This is a genomic window from Flavobacterium sp. CLA17 (assembly GCF_013112255.2).
GTDB classification, from domain to species: domain Bacteria; phylum Bacteroidota; class Bacteroidia; order Flavobacteriales; family Flavobacteriaceae; genus Flavobacterium; species Flavobacterium circumlabens.
On record NZ_CP068294.1, the window covers coordinates 1,479,543 to 1,501,710 of the forward strand.

The following is a 22,168-nucleotide window of genomic DNA, read 5'->3' on the forward strand; positions in this document are numbered from 1 at the left end:
ATTATCGGATCTCTCCAACAAATTCTAAAATTTTCGCTGAACCTTTTTCGCTTAAATGTTTAATAAAAGCACTTCCAATAATAGCACCTTTTGCAAATTTAGTAGCCTGATTAAAAGTCTCTCTATTCGAAATTCCAAAACCAACAATTTGTGGATTCTTCAGATTCATATTTGCAATTCTTTCGAAATAACTTTCCTGCGTATTTCCAAAGCCTGCCTGAGAACCGGTAACACTTGCAGAACTTACCATATAAATAAAGCCGTTTGAAACACTGTCAATAAAACGAATGCGTTCGTCTGAAGTTTGCGGTGTAATCAAAAACACGTTTATTAAACCGTATTTTTCGAAAATGGCTTTGTATTCCTCAGCATAAACGTCAACCGGAAGATCCGGAATAATCAATCCGTCAATGCCGATTTCCGCACATTTTTTGCAGAATGCTTCAACGCCGTATTGTAACATCGGATTGAAATATCCCATGATAATTAACGGTATTTTTACACTTTCGCGAATGTTTTTCAACTGATCGAAAAGAATCTGTGTTGTCATTCCGTTATGCAGGGCCTGTGTTGAACTTGCCTGAATCGTTGGTCCGTCTGCCAAAGGATCGCTGAATGGCAAACCAATTTCAATTAAATCCACTCCGTTTTTTTCCAAATCCTGAATGATTTGAACCGTATCGTTTAAATTCGGATATCCGGCCGAAAAATAAATAGAAAGGATCTTTTTATCTTCTTGTAATTTTTGCGTTATTCTGTTCATTTTATATTTTTTTATTTGCTCCCGACGGGTTTTATAACCTTACAGGGTAATTATTTTTTTCCACAGGTTAAAAAGATTTTAATGATTTTTTTGAGAATTTAATCTGTGAGAATCTGTGTAATCTGTGGTATTCTTTATCTGTTTTACGTGGTAATAACCTGGCTGATCCAGTTATCATTTTGATTTTCTACAATTAAAAGTCCGGAATCTGAATCGTTCATTTGTGCGACAAGTTCTCCTTTGTTATTCCAGAAAGCACTTTTTCCGCCTGAAGGAGATCCCCAGGATTCACCGCTGAAATTAGACATCAGGACATTCATTTTATGTTTTCGGGCATAACTTTGTAAATCACGGTACGCATTCGGAATCCCGTTTGGCGAAAAGAAAATACTGGCGATATAAATCGAAGTTTCTTTTTGAGCGGCATTTTCAGCATGCAGCGGATGGTCAATATCGGCACAAATCGCAAATGAAATTGTCTGGTCTTCAATTGTAATCATTGGATTATAATCGAAGGAAGGCTGGAAAAACTCATCTTCACCTTCATGCAAAAATTGTTTGGTGTACATCGAAACCGAATTATCGGGAAAAATAATAAATTCACCGATATACAATTCTGATTCATTCTGAATGGGAGCACCCGCAACAATGGTAATATTATGATCGACCGCCAGTTCTTTTAAATGGTCTATTCTGTAATCGTCTTTTGTAAAGGCTAGTTCGGCCGCATTTCCTCTTTCGTAACCTGTAATAGACAATTCCGGAAACACAATTAAACTGGCCCCTTTTTCTGCAGCCAGTGCGATCAAACGATAATGATCCAATAAATTAGACGCTATATCTCCTCGTTTTGGTTTGGTTTGTGCTGCTGCTAAAATCATTATTAGGTATTATTTTTAGTATTTATGGGTTGAGGTTCTTAAAGGATCTTTCTTTTTTCGATTTTTAACTTTCAATATAAATCCATGCCGTTACGCCTGATTTCAGTTTGATCTGAACTCTTTTATAGGCATTAGATTCGAATAAATCTGCTTTTGCCAGATCTTTGGCGGATATTTTATAAACGATTCCTTTTATAAAATCGGAAGTATTTTCGCTGGGCATGGCTACAAAATAATCTGTCATTCCAAATTCTTCCTCTATTTTTAAATCCTTTAGTTTATAACCTGTCAGCTGGTCCGGTGTTCCGGGCAAGATCTTATTAAAAACCTGCATCTGAATTTCTTTTGACTGTAATGTTCCGTAAGAAAATAGCTGTTCCATAAATAGTGTTTTGTGTTGTTATTGGTCTGCGGCGATAACGCCCAAATTACAACTTTTATTATAATTTAAAATATTCGATATAATTGTCTAAATCTTTGTCACCGCGACCGGAAAGACTAATGACCACAACATCGGTTGGTTTGAATTTTTTCTGGTCTAAAACGGCAAAGGCATGCGCACTTTCTATCGCCGGAATAATACCTTCCAGTTTTGTAAGTTCCAAACCGGCATTCATCGCTTCATCATCGGTTACGGAGAAGAATTCGCCACGGCCCGTTTGTGCCAAATGGGCGTGCATCGGGCCAACTCCCGGATAATCCAGACCGGCGGAAATAGAGTAGGGCTCTGTGATTTGTCCGTCAGGAGTCTGCATCAAAAGTGTTTTGCAACCATGAATAACGCCCACTTTTCCTAACTTGCTTGTTGCGGCACTGTGACCACTGTTGACTCCTTTTCCGGCGGCTTCAACAGCAATAATACCCACTTCAGGCTCGTGTAAAAAGTGATAATAAGTTCCGGCAGCGTTGCTTCCGCCACCAATACAGGCTACTACATAATCAGGGTTTTCGCGTCCTTCTTTTTCTTTCAGCTGCCATTTGATTTCTTCTGAGATAATGCTCTGAAAACGGGTTACCATATCCGGATAAGGATGCGGCCCGATAGCAGATCCGATAATATAATGCGTGTCAACGGGATTGTTAATCCAGTCCCGGATGGCTTCGTTAGTTGCATCTTTTAAGGTTCTTGACCCTGAAAGCGCCGGACGCACTTCTGCACCCAACATTTTCATTCTCGCCACATTCGGAGCCTGACGGGCAATGTCAATTTCGCCCATATAAACAATGCAATCCAGTCCCATTAAGGCACAAACGGTTGCGGTTGCCACACCATGCTGACCTGCGCCGGTTTCTGCAATAATTCGTTTTTTACCCAAACGTTTGGCCACCAGTATTTGTCCGATAGTGTTGTTGACTTTATGCGCTCCCGTATGGTTTAAGTCTTCTCTTTTCAGGTAGACTTTAGTATTGTATTTTTCAGAAAGACGTTTGGCGAAATAAAGCGGGCTTGGACGGCCAACGTAATCTTTTAGCAATTGGTTAAACTCGGCTTTGAAATCCGGTTCAGCGATGATTTTTAAATATTGCTGGCGTAATTCTTCTACATTCGGATACAGCATTTCGGGAATGTAAGCTCCTCCAAATTCGCCGTAATATCCTTTTTCGTTAACATTATAATTCATAATCTATTTGTTTTTTATTTCATGAAGACGGGCGCGTACAGCTGCACTGCTGTGCGTTTCGATACATGCTTCTCTGCACAATTTTACGTTTTTTAATCCGGGTTCAATCTCAAATTTACTGTTTATATCTATCGCGTAAATCGGCAATTTAAGATTTTTTATAAGGGGTATGTCATCAATTCCGATACCGCCACTTAAGAAAAAGGGTTTTTCGGATTTGTAATTTTCTAATATCTTCCAGTCGAAAGCGGTTCCGTTTCCGCCGGGTAATTTTCCTTTTGTATCGAATAAAAAATAATCACACAGTTTTTCAAAAGGGTTTAAAAGATCAAAATCAAAATCTTCTCCAACGGAAAAAACTTTTATCATTTCGACTTTCGCATCGATTTTCGCATCAATTTTCTTTTTTAATTCCTGGCAGAATTCAACCGATTCATTTCCGTGCAGCTGAACCGCCTGTAAATGATATTTGTTGACTTTTGACATGATATAATCGACAGTTGCATCTACAAAAACGCCTGTTTTTTTTATTGTTTTGATCAGTTCGGGAATCGTTCCGTCAAAATAGCGAGCGGATTTTTCATAGAAAATAAATCCCATATAATCGGGCAGGACAGCTCCCACTTCGAGAATATTATCGGGATATTTCATTCCGCATATTTTTAGTTTCATTTTTTTTATGCTTTAAGCTTTAAGCTGTAGGCTTTAGGCTAATTATAGTAATGTTGAGAAAAGACTTTATGCTTTAAGCTGTATGCTAATTTTAATAATGTTGAGAAAAGCGTATTACTTAAAGCCTATAGCCTAAAGCTTCCTGATAAATTCTGTTGCAGCTTTTCCGGCATTATCGGTTTTCATAAAATTTTCTCCGATTAAAAAACCACTGTAACCATAAGGTCTTAATTCTGAAATGGCTTCAACCGATGAAATTCCGCTTTCGGAAACTTTTACAAATTCATCCGGAATTTTGGAGGCCAACTGTTTGCTGAAATCCAGACTTACTTCGAACGTTTTCAGGTTTCGGTTGTTTACACCAATCATATCCAGCGTTGGCATAATCGATTTTTCTAATTCTTCCTGATTGTGAACTTCCAGTAAAACTTCTAAACCTAATTTTTTAGCGAATTCAGACAATGATTTGATTTCTTCACGGGTTAAAACCGCAGCGATCAGTAAAATCAGATCGGCTCCAAATGCTTTGGCTTCCAGAATCTGATATTCGTCTACAATAAATTCTTTTCGCAAAAGCGGAATATTTACAGAAGCTCTCGCTAAAAGAAGATCGTCCAGCGAACCGCCAAAATACTTTCCGTCGGTTAAAACGGAAATTCCGCAAGCACCTGCATTTTCATATCCTCTTACGACTTCTTCCACCGTAAAATTATGATTTATAACTGATTTTGAAGGCGAACGGCGTTTGTGTTCAGCAATAATTCCGGTTGAGCTTTGTTTTAATTTCTGACTTAAAGAGATCGTCTGCCTTTCAAAAAACACCGAACTTTCCAGTTGTGAAACCGGAATGATTGATTTTTTAAGAACAACTTCCCGTTGTTTATCGAAGATTATTTTATCGAGTATATTCATCGCTATTTGTTTCGTGTTTCACGTTCTGACAATTTGACAACCTGAAACTATTTTTTTACTTGCTTAATTCTTTCAGTTTGTTTAATACTTTCAATCCTTTTCCGGAGAATAAGCTTTCTTTGGCCTGTTTGAAACCTTCCTGAGGAGAACATTTATTCACGGTTGCAATTGCCATTGCCGCATTCGCACAAACCACGTTGTTTTGCGCTTCACTTCCTTTTCCGGAAATGATACTGGTAAACATTTCTGCTGATTCTTCGATTGTTCTTCCGCCTTCGATTTCGCTTTGCGCTAAAAGGCGAACGCCAAAATCATCCGGTTTTATCATACCTTCCATAGTACTGGTGATGATTTTTGTCGGACCGGTTAACGAAATTTCGTCATAACCGTCAAGCGAATGCAGGATTGTAAAATTCACATTAGTATTCTGGTATAAATACGCATACATTCGGGCTAATTCTAAATTGAAAACACCCACCAGCTGATTTTTAGGAAATGACGGATTTACCATTGGGCCTAACATATTGAAGAATGTTTTTACAGCCAGTTCTTTTCTGATAGGACCCACATTTTTCATTGCAGGGTGAAATAAGGGAGCATGTAAAACACAAATTCCGGCCTGATCGATACATTTTTCTAAAAATTCGGGATCATTGCTAAATTTGATTCCCATTTTTTCCATGACGTTACTGGATCCGGAAATAGAGGAAACTCCGTAGTTTCCGTGTTTTGCTACTTTTATTCCGGCTCCCGCAGCGATAAATGAAGCTAAGGTAGAAATGTTGAACGTATCTTTTCCGTCACCACCCGTCCCGCACAAATCAATGGTATTGTAGGCCGATAAGTCAACACGAATGCATAATTCCAACAGTGCTTCACGAAAACCGGAAAGCTCGTCAATCGTAATACTGCGCATCATGAATACGGTTAAAAAAGCCGAAATCTGACTCGGATTATAAGCTCCGCTTGAAATATTAATCAATACCGTTTTTGCTTCTTCTTTGGTAAGCACTTCGTGGTTGATTAATTTATTTAATATATTTTTCATTTTTTTAAGGTTCTAAGTTACTGAGAGGATAAGGTTCTGAGTTTTTCTGCTAAGACTGTAAACTGAGACTGGGACTGTCTGCTTTTCAATGTTCATTTCCCTGATAAATCCACATGGGCTCTGTTTTTCCTGCACGTTCGAATCCGTTCTTTTTATAAAAGTCAACAGCTCTTCCGTCGGCGGTTAGCATCTGCATGTGGAAATGGCGGTACTTTTCCTGTAGTTTATCTAAAATCAGTTTCCCGATTCCTTTTCCCTGATATTCGGGAAGTACCAATAAATGAGGATAATAAACCGTTAAGTATCCATCTGAAATGGCGTTGCCAAGGCCAACTAGTTTTTCTCCTTCCCAGGCGGTTACTAAAGTTTCGGAATTCAAAAGACCGTTATATAATTCGTTAGGTTTACTGGCCGAACTCCATTCGTTTTCTTTGTAGAGTACCAATATGTCTTCGAGATTAATTTCTTTGGTTTCTAAAATTTTTATGTTCATTTTTTTTGAGGTTCTAAGTTGCTGAGAGGCTAAGGTTCTAAGTTTTTAAACTGTGACTGATCCCGATAGCTATCGGGAGTGACTGTGCACTTAAAACTAGCTCTTTACCCAATTCTCTAAAATCTTTTTTCCATTAGGTGTTAAAACGCTTTCCGGATGAAACTGAACACCTCTGACATCAAAAGTTTTGTGTCTTAGCGACATAATTTGTCCGTTTTCGTCTATTGAAGTGGCTTCTAAAACATCCGGTAAATTGCTGTCTACTACCCAGGAATGGTAGCGTCCTACTTCAAATTCATTTCCTAAACCTTCAAACAGGATTTCATCAGAAACTACTGTTTTTACGTTGGTTGCAACTCCGTGATATACCTTGTCAAGGTTCGAAAGTGTTCCTCCAAAAACTTCTCCGATTGCCTGTTGCCCTAAACAAACGCCTAAAATACTTTTTGTTGGTGCGTATTTCTGAATTACGGCTTTTAGTAATCCCGCTTCATCCGGAATTCCGGGTCCCGGCGAAAGCAATATTTTATCAAAAGAAGCGATTTCGTCGATGTCAAACTCATCATTTCTGTAAACGGTAACTTCGCAATTTAAATCTTCCAGATAGTGTACTAAGTTGTAAGTGAAACTATCGTAATTGTCTATAACTAATATTTTTTTCATCTTTATTTTTTTGTTTCAGGTTTCAGGTTTCAAGTTTCACGTTCCAATAACTTGAAACCTGAAACAAAGAAAACTTGAAACTAAATTTTTATTTTTCTCTAATGTATTTTTCAGTGATAATGCGATTGATTCCTAATTTTTCTATCTTTTCAATTCCTTTTTGAATCAGCGTATCATTTTTAACTTTTACTGTAAATTCAAACTTGTTGTTTTCCCACTGACGATTATTAAAATATTCCAGATTTTCGGTATAAATACTGTCTTTCAAGGTATATTTTCCACCTCCGCCAAAAAATACAGCGGCTGTCGAATCTTTTCCATTATTTAAATCATGGTTAAAAAAAGCAAAGTGTGAATCATTTATAATTTTAATCATTTTTGTTTTGGAATTGAAAGTCGAAAAAGTCGAATCTTTCTCTGTTGTTTCTGCCGCTACCAAACGCCAGGTTCCTTCAATAGGATTTTGTTTTTTCTCTGAAGTACAAGCCGAAATGGCCAGTATTAAAATTAAAATTGATATTATTTTTTTCATGATTTTTAAGGTTGGTTTGTTTTTGTTTCAGTTTTCAGGTTTTCTTAGTTTCATGTTGCAACTGCAACTGCGAATGAATACTAAATCTTCTCTGCCATTTCCAGTGCCGTATTCAACGCTCTCAATTTATTGTAAACCTCCTGCATCTCGCTTTCCTCATCTGAACTTGCCACGATTCCGGCGCCGGCCTGACAATGCAATTGATGGTTTTTACTAAGAAAAGTTCGTATCATAATGGCGTGATTAAAATTTCCTTCAAAATCCATAAAGCCGATAGCACCGCCATAGAAATTACGATTGGTTTTTTCGTAATCTTCAATTAATTGCATCGCTCTGTGTTTCGGTGCACCGCTTAAAGTTCCTGCCGGAAAAGTATCGGCAACAACCTGCATTGTAGTTGCTTTTTCATGCAAATGACCTGTGACTTTTGAGACTAAGTGAATTACATGCGAGAAGAACTGAACCTCTCTGTATTTTTCCACATTGACATCATGGCCATTTCTGCTCAAATCATTTCTGGCTAAATCGACTAACATCACATGTTCACTGTTTTCTTTTTTATCTTCAGAAAGTTCTTTTGCCAGAAGCGCATCACGTTCATCATTTCCGGTTCTTTTGAATGTTCCGGCGATGGGGTGAATTTCTGCTTTTCTGTTTTTTACGATAATCTGTGCTTCAGGTGAAGACCCGAATATTTTGAAATCTCCATAATCAAAAAAGAACAAATAGGGAGAAGGGTTAATACTTCTTAAGGCACGATAAACATTAAATTCATCACCTTTAAAACCTTGTGTAAAACGACGGGATAAAACCAATTGGAATACGTCTCCACGGAAACAGTGTTTTTTGGCTAAAGCCACGTTGTGTTTGAATTCGGCATCCGTCAGGTTCGAAAAACCTTCACCTTCTTTAGTAAATTTGTAAGAGGCAATATTTCTGGACTGCAGTAATTGTTCTATTTCTGAAATGTTATTTCTTCCATCTACACTATGGCAGAAGATATAAGCTTCGTTTTTGAAATGATTAATGGCAATAATGTTTTGATAAACAGCGTAAAAAACATCCGGAATTGAAGTGGCGTTGTCTTTTTTGACAATGTTTACTTTTTCAAAATAACGAACGGCATCGTAAGAAATGTATCCGAATAAGCCATTATTAATGAATTTAAAATCATTTTTCTCCGATTTGAACTGACTTGAAAATTCCTGAATGACCTCCGGAATATTAGTGGATGCATTTATTGAAATGGTTTCTGTTGTTCCGTCAGGGAAAGTTTTTGAGATGATCTCGTTTTCGATTTTTATCGTAGCAATCGGATTACAGCATACATAAGAGAAACTATTGTCATTTCCATGATAATCACTACTTTCCAATAATAGACTGTTTGGGAATTTATCTCGGATTTTAAAATAAATGCTTACCGGAGTAATCGTATCTGCCAGAATTTGTTTGTAGTGTGTGTTGAGTATAAAAGGTTTCAATGTATTTCGTTTTTATAGTTTTTAATATTTTTTTTTTACTTCGATTTTTACCAAAAAAAAAGGCTTGTCGTGATGACAAGCCTTTTGTATTTATAGTTTTAAAGTACCATAGGAAGCTTTGTTCACGACGTTTGACGTAAATTCTTCCACCACCAAGTATTGTTTAAAATTGTTCTCATTTCTTTTTTTGTTGTGACAAAGATATAAATGTAATTTGGATTAAAAGACATAAAATTTCAAAAAAATCTTTTCTAAATTTAGAAATTTGTTAAATTCTAAAATAGCAAAGGACTTTCAAGTGTTTAATTTCCAATAGCAATCGTGTTGTTTTGGTTGGCTTTGAAGTCTGGATTTCCTTTGATATTTGGCATTGTAAACAACTCATTGTTTTTCATTTTTGTGTATCCAATTCCAAATTCAGGTTTAGAATACCAATTTTGGATAGCTGTAGTCGTACCACTTGCTTCGCTTGTAATTCCTCCGTTACAATTGTTTACAATTATGTTTTTGAATGTGATTTTAGATAAATTGGCATCGCTGTTTCCAATATTCTCTTCCATTACAGCAAAAGGAGTAAAGCCCGAAGCAATGCTGTTGGTTAAGTTGAAAAAAGTATTTTCCCGCACATAAAGGGATTCTCTCACCAATCCCTGATTATTTTCTTCAAGATTTACCAGTGTGATGTTGCTGGCGTTTATACGGGTCATCTTTTTACTCATATCTGTGTTTTGAATTTTATCATAAGAATCGACCTCAAAACATCTTGATCCTGAAGCATCTGAAGAGAAAGGATGACGGATAGCAATACTGTTACTGATATTGATTTGAGCACCTTGTGTAAAATCAAAATCATCATCGGTAGTACGGTAAGAAATCAGGTTACTCATATTCAAATCTCCTCCATAACATTCGAAAGAATCATCATTTGAAAAACTAATCTGGATATTATTTAAAACCGTTTTTCTTCCCACTCCGGCTAAAGAAAGGCCGTTAAGTTCTTTTAGCGCGCTTAATTTTCTTCCTGCATATTCAATACGTACATATTTCAGAATTCCCGAATTGTCTTCTGCATCGGGACCGCCATAATGATTTAGCAAAGGATCTAAGTCAAAAGGCAAGGTGTGTAAACCTCCAAGAGTATTTATTGGTGCTTTCCCTAAAATAATGATGCCACCCCAGTCGCCCGGTTTTCTTTCCGTTTTTTCTTTGTTTGTAGTAAAAACAATCGGATCTGTTTCTAAACCTTCGGCCATAATTTTGGAGCCATTTGTGATAACCAGCGTTCCGCAGGTTTTATCGTCCCCGCGAATAACAGTTCCCGGCTCGATTGTCAAAGTAGCGTTATTGGTAACATATACTACACCAACTAATTGGTACGTATTACGTTTTAAAAGTTTAGTGTCTTTATCGATTGTTCCGGCGATGATATTGGTGGCTTCGCTATATTCATTAGCGACAGGTTTAAAATTGGTCCAGTTATTCATCCAGTTATTTGTTCCAATTATTCCTTTTGTTTGTTGTTGGGCGTGTAGAGAAAAACTGCTGATAAGGGTAATCAGGGCAATTTGTATTTTTGATTTCATAACTATTTGATTTCTAGTTTTTGATTTTTTTTTAATTACCCAAAATTAAGGGCCTCATGTTAATCAAAACCGCAATCAGCATTACCAAAGCGTTATGTAAATATTAAGAACGTTATTTTTTTGAATATATGGCAAAAAAGAAACCCCAATAGCGTAAACTATTGGGGTTTTCTGAATATTATGAACTAGTAAGCCTGAAATATTAGAATTTTAAAGCTACAGTCAATTCGAAATCGTCATTGATAGTTTTGTCTCCTAAGTTTTCAAAGAAGTTACCAGAATTATATTTAATGTCGTATTTAGTTCTGTCAACTTTGAATGCAGTAGTTGCAGTGTTTCCAGCTACAGTAATGTCAAAAGTTACTGGTTTAGTAATTCCTTTGATTGTTAAATCAGCAGTTACAGTATAAACATCAGTTGATTTAGCACCGATAGTTTTGAAAACTAATTTAGCAGTTGGGAATTTATCAGTTCCGAAGAAATCGTCAGCTTTAAGGTGACCGTTTAATTTTCCTTGGTATTCTCCAGTTAAGTCAGTAGCAGTTAAAGAAGTCATGTCAACTGTAAAGCTACCACCAACTAATTTTTTTCCTTTGAAAACTACAGCACCATCTTTGAAGTTTACTGTTCCGGAGTGTTCTCCTGTTACTTTTTTACCCACCCATTTGATAGTAGATGCTTTTACATCGATTTTTTTTGTTTGTGCGTTTACTGAAACGCTAGCCACTGCTACGAATAATGCTATTGCAATTGTTTTTAAATTTTTCATGTTGTTAAAATTGATTTTGATTGTTATTAATAATTATAGTGTGATAAATAATTCTTCGTTTGATTTTCTAACTTTTTTGTAATGCTGAGCGTCGTCCGCATCATGTCTGTACCCTACAGCTGCAATAACAGAAGCGTTTAAGCCTAATTTATCGAAACCTAAGATTTCATTGAATGCAGCAGCATTAAAACCTTCCATTGGAGTTGCATCGATTTTTAATTCAGAAGCGGCACTTAGTAAGTTTCCTAAAGCGATATAGGTTTGTTTTGCTGTCCAGACATTTTTTGATTCAGCAGGTAAGCTCGAAATCATACCTTTCATCATGTCACTGAATCCTGCAAGCGCATGAGCAGGAACTCCTCTTGTTTCGCTAATATTACTAATGTATTTATCTACAGATTCTGCTCCTGTATTTATATCATTTGCAAAAATAAATAGCTGAGAAGCGTCAGTAATCTGAGTTTGACCGTAAGCTGCAGCTTTTAATTGCTCTCTTAATTCAGGATTTTCTACAATTACAACTTTATAAGGCTGTAATCCGTATGAAGAAGCACTTAATCTAACAGCTTCCTTTATTGTTTTTAGATCTGCATCAGAGATTTTTTTTGTTGCATCATATTGTTTTGTTGCATATCTCCAATTTTGATTTTCTAAGAATGTACTCATAAATATTAATTTTCTTGGGTTCTGTATTTTTCTAATAACTGATTTAATAATTCTAATTCTTCAGGGCTAATATTCTCCGCAAAAATGCGTTCGTGCTCATCTACCTTCGGATCTAATTCTTTTAATACATCCAATCCCTTTTGGGTAATGAGAACTTCGATTTTACGTCGATTGCCCGGGCAAACATTTCTGGTAACAAAGTCCTTCAGTAATAATTTGTCTACTAATCGGGTTGTATTGCTTGTTTTGGCCAGCATACGTTCTTGTATCACACACATATTAGCAGGATTCCCTTTTTGTCCTCTTAATATACGTAACACATTATATTGTTCTCCGGACAGATCATACGGTTTTATCAACTCGTTGAAATGATCCTGAATCACATTTTGCGTGTACATGATATTCAGAATAACTTTTTTCGCATTATCCATCTTAACTGTACTTTTAATAACCTCTTCAATTGTCATAGTCGTAAGTGTCTAATTTGTATATACAAATGTATAACTTTTAATAGTTGTATATACAAATGTTGTGTTAATTTTTTGTTAATTGAATTAATAAGAGGTATTTACCTATGCAAACGCTATATAATTAGTATAAATATATTCTAAATTTTTAATTTAAAATACTGATTATTTGATATTTAACGATTGTTTAAAACTAAAGTTGAATTCAAAAAGAAACCCGAGACGTTTTAAAAACGTCTCGGGTGTGATTATTATTATCAGGTTCGATATTTAATGGGGTAGCTTATCTTTAAAGAAACCATAAACCCAGGTTCCAAAAATAGCACTTATCAAAGTAATAACAATTACAGTAACTCCAGTTCCGATCTGAGCAAATAAAGGCCCGGGACAAGCGCCGGTCAATGCCCATCCAAACCCAAACAGTAAACCGCCATAGATTTGCCCTTTGCTGAAAGTCTTTGGCTGAATTTCAATTTTTTCACCCTGAAGGGTTTTAATATTAAATTTTTTAATCAACTGAACCGATATAATTCCAACTACAACTGCGCTTCCAATTACACCATACATAAAGAAGGATTGCAATTGAAACATTTCCTGAATGCGAAACCAGCTAATGATTTCGGCTTTTACGAATATGATTCCAAATAGAATTCCAACGAAAAGATACTTAAGATTTGAGAATCCGGAATCTTTTAACTGACTTCCGTTAATTCCTTCGGTATCGGTATTTTTATTTTCTAAATTATTCATTTTTAAAATTTTAAAGTGAAAGAATGTACGGCAAGATCAAATTAGCCATAATAAAACCGCCAATCATAAAAAAGATGGTGGCTACCAGTGAAGGCCATTGTAAGTTTGAAATTCCCATAATTGCATGACCACTCGTACATCCTCCAGCATAACGTGTTCCGAAACCCACTAGAAATCCACCAACAACAATCATGATAAAGCCACGAAGCGTGAATAAACTTTCCCAGGAAAAAAGTTCTTTTGGCAGTAAACCGGAACGATCAGTGATTCCGTAACTGGCTAATTGTTCTGAAAGTTTGGCCGTAATTTCAACCGGATTCGGATTGGCTAAAAAATAAGCAGCAATAATACCACCAAGGAAAATTCCGAAAACGAAAAATAAATTCCAGCTTTCTTTTTTCCAGTCGTATTTAAAAAAGGAGATGTTTGCCGGAATACAAGCCGCACAAATATGACGCAATGAAGAACTGATTCCGAAAGATTTATTTCCGATAATTAACAAAATAGGGACTGTTAGCCCAATCAACGGACCCGAAACGTACCAGGGCCAAGGTTCTTTTAAAATTTCCAGTAAACTCATATGCTAGTTTTTTTGCCACAGATTTCACAGATTAAAGGATTTTTTTCTTTTTAATCTATGAAATCTGCGTGCTAATTTTTATTATTTTAATAATCCGTGTTAATCATTTTAATCTGTGGCAAAAAGATTTTATTTCAGCACCTTACTCTGGCAAACAAAATCAGATTTTGGGATTTCAGTTTTCGAGATCGCCCCAAAACCACCTTCCACTTCTGAAAAATTTCTAAATCCACGTGCCTGCAATATAGAAGCTGCAATCATACTGCGGTAACCTCCGGCACAATGCAGGTAAAAATGTTCGTTTGGATTAATATCTTTTACCCAGTCATTGATAAAAGCCAACGGTTTGTTGTAAGCTTCATCAATATGTTCTGCAGCGTATTCAGTTTCTTTACGAATGTCGATTACTTTGTCTTTTTCAGGTTTAAATTCAGTTGCAAATTGAGCAGCGGTTATTCGGTTAACGGTATCGATTTCAAAGCCGGCTTGCTGCCAGGCTTCAAAACCACCTTCCAAATGCCCGATTATCGCATCAAAACCCACACGGCTTAAACGTGTTACGGTTTCCTCTTCAAGACCAGTTTCAGTAACCAATATAATAGGTTGTTTTACATTGGCAATTAAAGTGCCGACCCAGGGCGCAAAATCACCATTGATTCCGATATTAACAGATTGCGGAATAAATCCTTTGCTAAAATCTGCAGCACTTCTGGTATCCAGAATCAAAGCACCGGTTTCTTCGACCACAGCCTCAAATTCTTTTGCTTTTATCGTTTTCATTCCATTATGCAAAACCGATTCAAAGCTTTCGTAACCCTTTTTATTCATGGCCACATTCATACTGAAATAGGCTGGAGGAGGCAATAATCCGTCAGTTACTTCGGTAATAAATTCGGCTTCGGTCATATTGGCGCGCAAAGCGTAATTGGTTGCTTTTTGATTTCCGATTGTCGAAACGGTTTCTTTGCTCATGTTTTTTCCACAGGCACTTCCGGCTCCGTGTGCAGGATAGACGATGACATCATCGGCCAAAGTCATGATTTTATCCCTTAGCGAATGAAATAAAATTCCGGCCAGTTGGTCTTGTGTCATTCCGGCTGCTTTTTGTGCCAAATCCGGTCGTCCGACATCACCAATAAATAAAGTATCACCGGAGAAAATCGCATGATCCTTACCGTTTTCATCAATTAGTAAATAAGTGGTGCTTTCCATGGTATGCCCGGGAGTGTGCAGAACTTTAATCGTAATTTTCCCAATTTTAAATTCCTGTTCGTCTTTCGCTGAAATGCAGTCAAATTCACAGGCCGCATTAGGTCCGTAAACAATTGGCGCCTGAGTTTCTTTGCTTAAATCGATATGGCCCGAAACAAAATCAGCGTGGAAATGTGTTTCAAAAATATATTTCAATTGTACCTCGTCACGCTCTAAACGCTCTAAGTAAGGCTGAATTTCTCTTAAAGGGTCAATAATCGCCGCTTCTCCGTCTGAAGTTATATAATAAGCACCCTGCGCAAGGCAGCCGGTGTAAATTTGTTCTATTTTCATGATTTGGGAATCTAAATAATGGTTTACAAAGATAACTTGGTTTTTCTAAAGAATAAGTGACTAATGTTACAGAAATTCATTTTTGAAATAAAAAAAGGGAATTTTACTATGTAAGTGATGTAAGTTCATTTAAGGGGCCTCTTACTGTACGTTATGCTAAAATGAACTTAAATAACTTATATGGTAGAAAAAAAATAAATGTTGTAAAAACACTAAAAAGTTTAACAAATATCGGGAGATAAACTTTTTTTTAAGGTCATTAATTTGGGTTTTAATGGGTAAATTTGTGGGACTTCATAAATAAAAATACCACTCATGGAAGAAATGCTTTTTTATGACCGAATGCAATTCGCCTTCACGATTACCTTTCACTATCTTTTTCCGCAACTTACAATGGGTCTTTCGCTGATCATTGTTTATTTTAAATGGAAATATTTAAAAACCCAAAACGAACAATACAATCACGCCACGCATTTCTGGATGAAAATCTTCGCCTTAAATTTTGCAATGGGTGTCGTGACCGGGATTCCAATGGAATTTCAGTTCGGAACCAACTGGGCCAAATTCTCTGAATTGACGGGAGGAATTATCGGTCAGACACTGGCGATGGAAGGTATGTTTTCGTTTTTTCTGGAATCTTCTTTTCTGGGAATATTTTTATTTGGAGAAAAAATACTGGGACATAAATGGCACTTTGTAACCGGAGTGTTAATCATGATTGGCTCCTGGGCCAGCGGTTATTTAATTATAGCCACGCACTCCTGGATGCAGAATCCGGTTGGTTATGAAATTCTCGAAAACGGAAAATTTGTATTGACCAATTTTAAAGCTTTATTTTTTAATCCATGGTTATGGCCTTCTTATCTGCACAATCAGGCCGCCTCTTTGGTAACGAGTTCGTTTGTTGTGGCCGGAATTGGTGCTTTTTATATCCTGAGTCAGAAAAATGTTTCTTTTGGAAGATTGTTCCTCAAAACAGGAGTAATTTTCGGATTGATTTCGAGTATTATTGTGGCAGTTCCCACCGGAGATTTACTGGCCAAAAATGTAGTGAAATACCAACCGGTTACTTTTGCCGCGATGGAAGGAATTTTTCATACCGAGAAAAAAGGTTCTGAAATTGTTTTAATCGGTCAGCCCGATGTAAAAGACAAAAAACTGGATAATAAAATTGCCGTTCCAAATATTTTGAGTTTCCTGACTTATGGAAACTGGGAACAGGAAATAAAAGGACTGGATCAGTTCGAAGAAGATCTTCATCCGACCAATATTTCCGGATTGTATTATGCGTATCATATTATGGTGGGTCTTGGGACCTTATTTATAGGTTTAATGGTTTTAGCGCTTTTTCAGTTAATTCGGGGGAAATTATATCAGACTAAATGGATTTTATGGTCACTGATGTTTATGATGCCGTTTCCGTATATTGCCAATACTACAGGCTGGTACACGGCTGAATTAGGGAGACAACCCTGGCTGGTTTATAATTTACTACGCACTTCAGCCGGAGCTTCGCCAACAGTTTCGTCTGGAAATACCTTGTTTACCTTATTAGGTTTTATCGGATTGTATCTTTTACTCGGAATGCTGTTTTTGCTTTTGATTGGAAAAATTATCAATAAAGGGCCTCATCATGTGGAACTTTCAACAGAAAAAATATAAATATGGAATTTTTTTGGTACGTCGTTTTAATGGGAATTCTGGCCGTGTACATTGTTTTGGACGGTTATGATTTTGGAGCAGGAATTATTCATTTATTTCTAGCTAAAACAGAGAAAGATAAAAAAGCAATTACAAGTGCTATTGGTCCCTTTTGGGATGCCAACGAAGTTTGGATTATTGCTGCCGGAGGTGTTTTGTTTTTCGCTTTCCCGACTTTATATGCTTCTTCTTTCAGCGGATTTTATCTGCCTCTGATTATGATTTTATGGTTGTTGATTTTCCGTGCGATCGGTTTGGAAATGCGTGGACAGGTGCATCACCCCATGTGGGAAACAATCTGGGACAAGGCTTTCGGAATCGCGAGTTTGCTTCTGGCTTTGTTCTTCGGGATTGCTTTGGGAAATATCGTTCGGGGGGTTAATCTCGGAATGGTAACCAACGGTGTTTCGACACAGGAAGCACATTATTTCTTTTTGCCTTTGTGGAATCCGACTTTCAGTCCGCAAGCCAGTGAATTGGGAATTATCGATTGGTTTACCTTGTTTCTTGGCATTGTGAGCGTGGTAGCTTTAACGATTCACGGTGCCAACTGGATTATTTTTAAAACCAATTCGTCTCTGAATCCGCAGCTTAAAAATCTGGTTTTTAAACTGAATATCGTTTTGTTGGTTTTGGTTTGTATTTCGTTGCAGATCTGGCATTTTATTGAGCCGGAACCTTTTCATAATTTTGTCGAAAATCCAATTCTTTGGTTTTTCCCCCTAATGACTTTTGTCGGGATTTTAGGTTTATTCAAAGTACGTTCGTACAAAAAAGACGGACACGGTTTTATATTCTCGACTTTATTTCTCGTTGGCGGATTTGCATCTACAGCCGTTTCGATTTTCCCGAATGTTTTGCCTTCAACGAATAAAGTAAATCCTTCTTTAACCATTTACAATACTGCCGCCGGAGCTTACGGATTAAACGCCGGACTGAGCTGGTTTTTTGTCGCGCTGTTTCTGGTCATTATTTATTTTATTATTCAGTACCGTGTTTTTAATGGGAAAATGGATGATGTGGGGTATGGGGAGCATTAAGTTGTTTTTTAGCCACAAATTGCACAAATTTTCGCGAATTAATTATATCAATAGCCGTGGGTTTTAACCAACGGTTTTTTTGTTTGGTCGTGAGATTGAGATGGCTTTAGCCAAAAACAATACATTTTGTGACTATTTAACTGCAAAAGATTTTAAAATTTCCTGACCTTCTTTTATTTTATCTTTTGGTGTAGCTTGTTCTGAATAAACAAAAGATAAATAATAAACATTACTGTGATCAACATAATAAATTTGTTCACAGATACCAGGTCTTCCGTGGGTTTCATATTTTACTTTATAGTACTTTTTATTCTGTTTCTCAAATGTTTCAAATTTTAGAATATTTTCCCAAGATTTAATATCATTAATAAATTTTTCTCCTCCTAATGAATCAGGAACTATGTTTAGATGAAATTCAACATTTGCATAAGCATGAGATTGAATGTCAATATAATTAGGTATCCTTGAAGGCTTTTTCTCCCAGCTGTTCGGATATTTAAAATTATATTCGGGTTCATCAATATTGATAAGATGTGTGGTTTTAGGTAATTTTAATTCTGTATTATTGTTTTTAGAATTACAAGCAAAAATTAGAATAAATAAGGGAAGGATAATTAGGTCTTTCATTATGTTTTTCAGTTTTAGTGAGGTATGTAAAATTAGATTAAATGAGCTTTGTCTTATAAATAAGAATTTTATTAAGCTAATATAGAATAATTTCAATCATTTTTTTTAGCTAATAATTACTTAAATTTTCACGAATTAATTATATGAATAGCCGTTGGTTTTAACCAACGGTTTTTAATTTTTGAGTGAAGTTGGCTTTAGCCGAAATGAGCTGTATATTTGGCTAAAGCCAGGAAGATTTATTCGATATTCCGTGGGTTAAAACCCACGACTATTCAATTTTATAAATTCGAAATTTATAGTTTACCAAGTTTGCTTTAGCGAATATCCCGGCCGATGGAAACGCCAATATAAAATGGTATCTTTGTTCGGTTTTTAATATGCAAAATATATCTTACAAAAAAGAACCTGTATTTTACCAAGCCTATAATTTTTTAAAGAATTTTAAATATATTTGAACTATGAGCACAACAATAAAACCAAAACATATCGGTAGAAACATTAGCCGAATCAGAGAGCTTAGAGGAATGAAACAGGAAGCGCTTGCAGAAGCAATTGGCGTAAGCCAGCAAACTGTTTCCGGAATTGAAGGAAATGAAGAGGTTGATAATAAAAGACTTGTAGAAATTGCAAAAGTTCTTGGAGTTACAGTAGAAGCGATTGAAAACTTTTCGGAAGAATCAGTTTTTAATTTTTTTAATAACTTTTACGACAATAGTGTCAGTAATAGCAATGGTCAGGGTGCATCTGGTCCTATTTTTAATTTCAATCCTTTAGATAAAATGGTTGAACTTTACGAACGTTTGGTTCTGGCCGAGAAAGAATTAGTTCAAGCCGAAAAAGCAAAAGTTGAATATCTGGAAAAACTTTTGAATAAATAGAAATATAAAAGACTTAAGTTCACGTGAATTTGCGTTAGGGATAGGAGCGATATCCTTTTTCTTGCTTCTTTAGCAAGGAAAAGATTTAGCGAATAGCCCGACCGAAGGGAGCGCCCAAAAAATACAAATCCGTTTACTCTCATGAATAAACGGATTTTTTTAGTTTTGATCTTTTAATCGCATTTTTGTCATTCCGAGGAACGAGGAATCTCATGTGCTGAATCGACAAAGATTGTCTCTTATCTGTGTGGAGTTACTGGATGAGATTCCTCGTTCCTCGGAATGACAATGATTGTGGTTATTTTATGTGATTTTTAGTTTTTATTTTTGTTAAAGTCTTAAACTTTGATAAAGATTATTCTATAACCGGATAAAAAAAATATGTCTTATCCGCAACCCGAGCGATAGCGAACTGGCGAAGCAAATCTGCGAAAAAAAAATCTTAAAACAAAACCTCCTTAGTAATAATATAAAATCCCATTACCAGAACAAACCATCCAAAAATTGGTTTTAGTCTGGCACCGTCAATTTTTTTGGAAAGCTGGCTTCCGATTAACATTCCAAGAAGTGCCATGGCAGAAACGCCTAATAAAAACGGATAATTTATCGGAGTGCCAATGTACAAATCGCCTCCAAAACCGATTGACGAATTAATGGCGATGATTAGCAATGAAGTTCCTACAGCTTGTTTCATAGGTAAATTGGCAAAAAAGAGCAGGGCAGGAATGATCAGAAATCCTCCGCCGGCACCCAGAAATCCGGTGATGATTCCAACTACAAATCCAATGAAGCTAAGTTGAAGATAATTGGTTTCGGTTGCTTTAATTTCGGGTTTGTTTTTTCGGATCATCGAAATGGCCGCTGTAATCATCAAAACCGAAAAGACAATCATAATCAGAAAATCTTTTGAAACTGAATAGGAAGCTATAGAAAATAAAGTCGACGCAATTTGAGGAAATATAACTTCACGAATAATCAAAATCGAAATCACAGAAGGAATTGCAAAATACAACGCCGATTTGAGTTTGAGGTTTCCCATTTTGTAATGGCTGTAACTTCCGGACATAGCAGTCAGTCCAACAATAAACAAAGAATAAGAAGTAGCCTGCTCGGGATTTACTTTGAATAAATAGACCAAAATCGGGATGGTCAGTATAGATCCTCCACCCCCGATTAAGCCTAGTGATATTCCGATGATGATTGAAGCAAAATATCCTAAATATTCCATTGCATGTTTTTATGCAAAGGTGCTTCGTTAAATAGAAACCTACAGTAACATTTATCACACAAAGCTATTTTTGCCACAGATTAAAAGATTATTGGATTTTTTTTGTCCACGGATTTTACGGATAGGACAGATTTACGCGGGTTTTTCTTTTGAGTTAGAATAATTGTTTTTTTAATATTCGCAGATAAAGAAAAATCAATATAATCTTTTAATCTGTGGCAACCCGTTTATCCGTAAAATCCGTGTACCCATAATTCTATTTCAAAAGCTCGATTTGATTGCGATTGAGTTTGACCAGACCGCGCTGTTCCATTTTTTTGAGTAATCTGGAAACTACTTCTCTCGAGGTATTGAGTTCTGTTGCAATTTCCTGATGTGATAGTTTCACTTCAGAACAGCCACAGGCATCGGAATGTCTTTTGAGGTAAAATTCCAAACGTTCGTCCATAGAGCGAAAAGCGATATTGTCGACCACTTCGAGAACTTCTTCAAAGCGGCTACGGTAGGTATCGATTACGAATTCGTACCAGGATCTGTGTTCCATCATCCATTTGTCCATCATTTGCAGCGGAATCATCATCACCGAAACATCTTCGACCACTTTGGCCATAATTTGACTTTTTTCGCTTTTGGCGGTACAAATCATCGAAATGGCGCAGGCTTGTCCGGGTTGCAGATAATACATCAGGAATTCGCCCCCATCTTCGCCTTCGCGGTAAATCTTGATTTTTCCTTTGATAATTAAAACCGTGTTTTTGATGTATTGTCCGGTTCGCATTAAAATGGTTCCGGCTTCAAAATCCTGCAGGCTTCCATTTTCCTCAATTGTCGAGATAAGTTCGCTGGAGAAATTGGGAAATATATTTTTTAAGGAGTTTTCCATTGCTTGTTGTGGGTATTTATACACGGATTTTACGGTTTGAACGGATTTTTACAGCTGGTTTGATCTGTTTTTTGCCACTAATTTCACGAATTAGCACGAATCAATTAGTTGAAGTTAGTGTAATTCGTTGTAACTATTTTTAATTAATATAATTTCTTAATCTATTTTTTTGTCACGATCAAGCGACAGCGAACAGGCGAAGCAATTATACGAATTAGCACGAAATCAATTAGTGAAAATTAGTGAAATTTGTGGCAACTTTTTTTAATCATTATAATCTCTTAATCTGTGGCTAAAAAAAAAACACAGCTAATAATTTCAAGATTCACCGAAGTAATTCGTGACAACCATTTTTATCAAATTAAAATTAAAACATCTAAA

General features: G+C 36.3%; 24 protein-coding genes. 3 read left to right on the forward strand and 21 right to left on the reverse strand.

Annotated elements, in window-relative coordinates:
• Position 1 precedes the first annotated feature (1 nt).
• The 18 genes from trpA to HAV12_RS06670 all read right to left on the reverse strand — a co-directional run bounded on the left by trpA (position 2) and on the right by HAV12_RS06670 (position 15,427).
• Complete coding sequence (gene trpA, locus HAV12_RS06585; protein ID WP_171568947.1) at positions 2–763, reverse strand: tryptophan synthase subunit alpha; 762 nt, start codon at positions 761–763, stop codon at positions 2–4.
• Positions 764–906: 143 nt separating this feature from the next.
• Positions 907–1,644, reverse strand: coding sequence for a carbon-nitrogen hydrolase family protein (locus HAV12_RS06590; RefSeq protein WP_171568948.1), 738 nt, complete (start codon positions 1,642–1,644; stop codon positions 907–909).
• Positions 1,645–1,708: 64 nt separating this feature from the next.
• The gene (locus HAV12_RS06595) at positions 1,709–2,026 is read right to left on the reverse strand and encodes a gamma-glutamylcyclotransferase family protein (protein ID WP_171568949.1); all 318 of its coding nucleotides are present in this window, start codon (positions 2,024–2,026) and stop codon (positions 1,709–1,711) included.
• A gap of 58 nt (positions 2,027–2,084) precedes the next feature.
• Positions 2,085–3,266 carry a tryptophan synthase subunit beta gene (trpB, locus tag HAV12_RS06600; protein WP_171568950.1) on the reverse strand — a complete coding sequence of 394 codons (1,182 nt, stop codon included), beginning with the start codon at positions 3,264–3,266 and terminating at the stop codon, positions 2,085–2,087.
• A 3-nt stretch (positions 3,267–3,269) separates the two neighbouring features.
• Positions 3,270–3,938: a phosphoribosylanthranilate isomerase gene (locus HAV12_RS06605; RefSeq protein ID WP_171568951.1), complete on the reverse strand. Its 669-nt coding sequence runs from the start codon at positions 3,936–3,938 to the stop codon at positions 3,270–3,272.
• Between the two features lie 132 nt (positions 3,939–4,070).
• Positions 4,071–4,850 carry an indole-3-glycerol phosphate synthase TrpC gene (gene trpC / locus HAV12_RS06610; RefSeq protein WP_171568952.1) on the reverse strand — a complete coding sequence of 260 codons (780 nt, stop codon included), beginning with the start codon at positions 4,848–4,850 and terminating at the stop codon, positions 4,071–4,073.
• 55 nt (positions 4,851–4,905) lie between these two features.
• The gene (gene trpD, locus HAV12_RS06615) at positions 4,906–5,898 is read right to left on the reverse strand and encodes an anthranilate phosphoribosyltransferase (RefSeq protein ID WP_171568953.1); all 993 of its coding nucleotides are present in this window, start codon (positions 5,896–5,898) and stop codon (positions 4,906–4,908) included.
• A gap of 85 nt (positions 5,899–5,983) precedes the next feature.
• On the reverse strand, positions 5,984–6,391 hold the full coding sequence (locus HAV12_RS06620; RefSeq protein WP_171568954.1) for a GNAT family N-acetyltransferase: 408 nt from the start codon (positions 6,389–6,391) through the stop codon (positions 5,984–5,986).
• A 96-nt stretch (positions 6,392–6,487) separates the two neighbouring features.
• Entirely contained in the window at positions 6,488–7,054 is a 567-nt protein-coding gene (locus HAV12_RS06625; RefSeq protein ID WP_171568955.1) for an aminodeoxychorismate/anthranilate synthase component II, read from the reverse strand.
• 88 nt (positions 7,055–7,142) lie between these two features.
• Entirely contained in the window at positions 7,143–7,586 is a 444-nt protein-coding gene (locus tag HAV12_RS06630) for a hypothetical protein (protein WP_171568956.1), read from the reverse strand.
• Positions 7,587–7,666: 80 nt separating this feature from the next.
• Positions 7,667–9,067: an anthranilate synthase component I family protein gene (locus tag HAV12_RS06635; RefSeq protein WP_171568957.1), complete on the reverse strand. Its 1,401-nt coding sequence runs from the start codon at positions 9,065–9,067 to the stop codon at positions 7,667–7,669.
• Positions 9,068–9,369: 302 nt separating this feature from the next.
• Entirely contained in the window at positions 9,370–10,650 is a 1,281-nt protein-coding gene (locus HAV12_RS06640; protein WP_171568958.1) for a hypothetical protein, read from the reverse strand.
• 202 nt (positions 10,651–10,852) lie between these two features.
• On the reverse strand, positions 10,853–11,419 hold the full coding sequence (locus tag HAV12_RS06645) for a YceI family protein (RefSeq protein ID WP_171568959.1): 567 nt from the start codon (positions 11,417–11,419) through the stop codon (positions 10,853–10,855).
• 33 nt (positions 11,420–11,452) lie between these two features.
• Positions 11,453–12,085, reverse strand: a complete 633-nt coding sequence (locus tag HAV12_RS06650; RefSeq protein WP_171568960.1) for an NAD(P)H-dependent oxidoreductase — start codon at positions 12,083–12,085, stop codon at positions 11,453–11,455.
• A gap of 5 nt (positions 12,086–12,090) precedes the next feature.
• Positions 12,091–12,552 (reverse strand): MarR family winged helix-turn-helix transcriptional regulator, encoded by a 462-nt coding sequence (locus tag HAV12_RS06655; protein ID WP_171568961.1) that lies wholly within the window; start codon positions 12,550–12,552, stop codon positions 12,091–12,093.
• A 270-nt stretch (positions 12,553–12,822) separates the two neighbouring features.
• Positions 12,823–13,302, reverse strand: a complete 480-nt coding sequence (locus tag HAV12_RS06660) for a DUF6691 family protein (RefSeq protein WP_171568962.1) — start codon at positions 13,300–13,302, stop codon at positions 12,823–12,825.
• 10 nt (positions 13,303–13,312) lie between these two features.
• Positions 13,313–13,882 carry a YeeE/YedE family protein gene (locus tag HAV12_RS06665; RefSeq protein WP_171568963.1) on the reverse strand — a complete coding sequence of 190 codons (570 nt, stop codon included), beginning with the start codon at positions 13,880–13,882 and terminating at the stop codon, positions 13,313–13,315.
• 129 nt (positions 13,883–14,011) lie between these two features.
• A complete protein-coding gene (locus HAV12_RS06670) occupies positions 14,012–15,427 on the reverse strand; it encodes a rhodanese-like domain-containing protein (RefSeq protein ID WP_171568964.1) in 1,416 nt (471 codons plus the stop codon).
• A gap of 315 nt (positions 15,428–15,742) precedes the next feature.
• On the opposite strand from HAV12_RS06670, the gene HAV12_RS06675 reads away from it, so the two are divergent.
• Both HAV12_RS06675 and cydB read left to right on the forward strand, forming a co-directional pair.
• Positions 15,743–17,089, forward strand: a complete 1,347-nt coding sequence (locus tag HAV12_RS06675) for a cytochrome ubiquinol oxidase subunit I (RefSeq protein ID WP_171568965.1) — start codon at positions 15,743–15,745, stop codon at positions 17,087–17,089.
• 2 nt (positions 17,090–17,091) lie between these two features.
• Positions 17,092–18,168, forward strand: a complete 1,077-nt coding sequence (gene cydB / locus HAV12_RS06680; protein WP_171568966.1) for a cytochrome d ubiquinol oxidase subunit II — start codon at positions 17,092–17,094, stop codon at positions 18,166–18,168.
• 132 nt (positions 18,169–18,300) lie between these two features.
• On the opposite strand, the gene HAV12_RS06685 is transcribed toward cydB, so the two are convergent.
• On the reverse strand, positions 18,301–18,795 hold the full coding sequence (locus tag HAV12_RS06685) for a hypothetical protein (RefSeq protein ID WP_171568967.1): 495 nt from the start codon (positions 18,793–18,795) through the stop codon (positions 18,301–18,303).
• Between the two features lie 461 nt (positions 18,796–19,256).
• Here HAV12_RS06685 and HAV12_RS06690 point away from each other — a divergent pair, with 461 nt between their 5' ends.
• A complete protein-coding gene (locus HAV12_RS06690; RefSeq protein WP_171568968.1) occupies positions 19,257–19,676 on the forward strand; it encodes a helix-turn-helix transcriptional regulator in 420 nt (139 codons plus the stop codon).
• A 442-nt stretch (positions 19,677–20,118) separates the two neighbouring features.
• On the opposite strand, the gene HAV12_RS06695 is transcribed toward HAV12_RS06690, so the two are convergent.
• Together HAV12_RS06695 and HAV12_RS06700 are read right to left on the reverse strand one after the other, a co-directional pair.
• Positions 20,119–20,904 (reverse strand): sulfite exporter TauE/SafE family protein, encoded by a 786-nt coding sequence (locus HAV12_RS06695; protein ID WP_171568969.1) that lies wholly within the window; start codon positions 20,902–20,904, stop codon positions 20,119–20,121.
• A gap of 256 nt (positions 20,905–21,160) precedes the next feature.
• Positions 21,161–21,787 (reverse strand): Crp/Fnr family transcriptional regulator, encoded by a 627-nt coding sequence (locus HAV12_RS06700; protein ID WP_171568970.1) that lies wholly within the window; start codon positions 21,785–21,787, stop codon positions 21,161–21,163.
• Positions 21,788–22,168: the final 381 nt, after the last annotated feature.

Coding starts and splice junctions, on each gene's coding strand:
- trpA (WP_171568947.1), bottom strand. CDS start 763: ATGAACAGAATAACGCAAAAATTACAAGAAGATAAAAAGATCCTTTCT.
- HAV12_RS06590 (WP_171568948.1), bottom strand. CDS start 1,644: ATGATTTTAGCAGCAGCACAAACCAAACCAAAACGAGGAGATATAGCG.
- HAV12_RS06595 (WP_171568949.1), bottom strand. CDS start 2,026: ATGGAACAGCTATTTTCTTACGGAACATTACAGTCAAAAGAAATTCAG.
- trpB (WP_171568950.1), bottom strand. CDS start 3,266: ATGAATTATAATGTTAACGAAAAAGGATATTACGGCGAATTTGGAGGA.
- HAV12_RS06605 (WP_171568951.1), bottom strand. CDS start 3,938: ATGAAACTAAAAATATGCGGAATGAAATATCCCGATAATATTCTCGAA.
- trpC (WP_171568952.1), bottom strand. CDS start 4,850: ATGAATATACTCGATAAAATAATCTTCGATAAACAACGGGAAGTTGTT.
- trpD (WP_171568953.1), bottom strand. CDS start 5,898: ATGAAAAATATATTAAATAAATTAATCAACCACGAAGTGCTTACCAAA.
- HAV12_RS06620 (WP_171568954.1), bottom strand. CDS start 6,391: ATGAACATAAAAATTTTAGAAACCAAAGAAATTAATCTCGAAGACATA.
- HAV12_RS06625 (WP_171568955.1), bottom strand. CDS start 7,054: ATGAAAAAAATATTAGTTATAGACAATTACGATAGTTTCACTTACAAC.
- HAV12_RS06630 (WP_171568956.1), bottom strand. CDS start 7,586: ATGAAAAAAATAATATCAATTTTAATTTTAATACTGGCCATTTCGGCT.
- HAV12_RS06640 (WP_171568958.1), bottom strand. CDS start 10,650: ATGAAATCAAAAATACAAATTGCCCTGATTACCCTTATCAGCAGTTTT.
- HAV12_RS06645 (WP_171568959.1), bottom strand. CDS start 11,419: ATGAAAAATTTAAAAACAATTGCAATAGCATTATTCGTAGCAGTGGCT.
- HAV12_RS06650 (WP_171568960.1), bottom strand. CDS start 12,085: ATGAGTACATTCTTAGAAAATCAAAATTGGAGATATGCAACAAAACAA.
- HAV12_RS06655 (WP_171568961.1), bottom strand. CDS start 12,552: ATGACAATTGAAGAGGTTATTAAAAGTACAGTTAAGATGGATAATGCG.
- HAV12_RS06660 (WP_171568962.1), bottom strand. CDS start 13,302: ATGAATAATTTAGAAAATAAAAATACCGATACCGAAGGAATTAACGGA.
- HAV12_RS06665 (WP_171568963.1), bottom strand. CDS start 13,882: ATGAGTTTACTGGAAATTTTAAAAGAACCTTGGCCCTGGTACGTTTCG.
- HAV12_RS06670 (WP_171568964.1), bottom strand. CDS start 15,427: ATGAAAATAGAACAAATTTACACCGGCTGCCTTGCGCAGGGTGCTTAT.
- HAV12_RS06675 (WP_171568965.1), top strand. CDS start 15,743: ATGGAAGAAATGCTTTTTTATGACCGAATGCAATTCGCCTTCACGATT.
- cydB (WP_171568966.1), top strand. CDS start 17,092: ATGGAATTTTTTTGGTACGTCGTTTTAATGGGAATTCTGGCCGTGTAC.
- HAV12_RS06685 (WP_171568967.1), bottom strand. CDS start 18,795: ATGAAAGACCTAATTATCCTTCCCTTATTTATTCTAATTTTTGCTTGT.
- HAV12_RS06690 (WP_171568968.1), top strand. CDS start 19,257: ATGAGCACAACAATAAAACCAAAACATATCGGTAGAAACATTAGCCGA.
- HAV12_RS06695 (WP_171568969.1), bottom strand. CDS start 20,904: ATGGAATATTTAGGATATTTTGCTTCAATCATCATCGGAATATCACTA.
- HAV12_RS06700 (WP_171568970.1), bottom strand. CDS start 21,787: ATGGAAAACTCCTTAAAAAATATATTTCCCAATTTCTCCAGCGAACTT.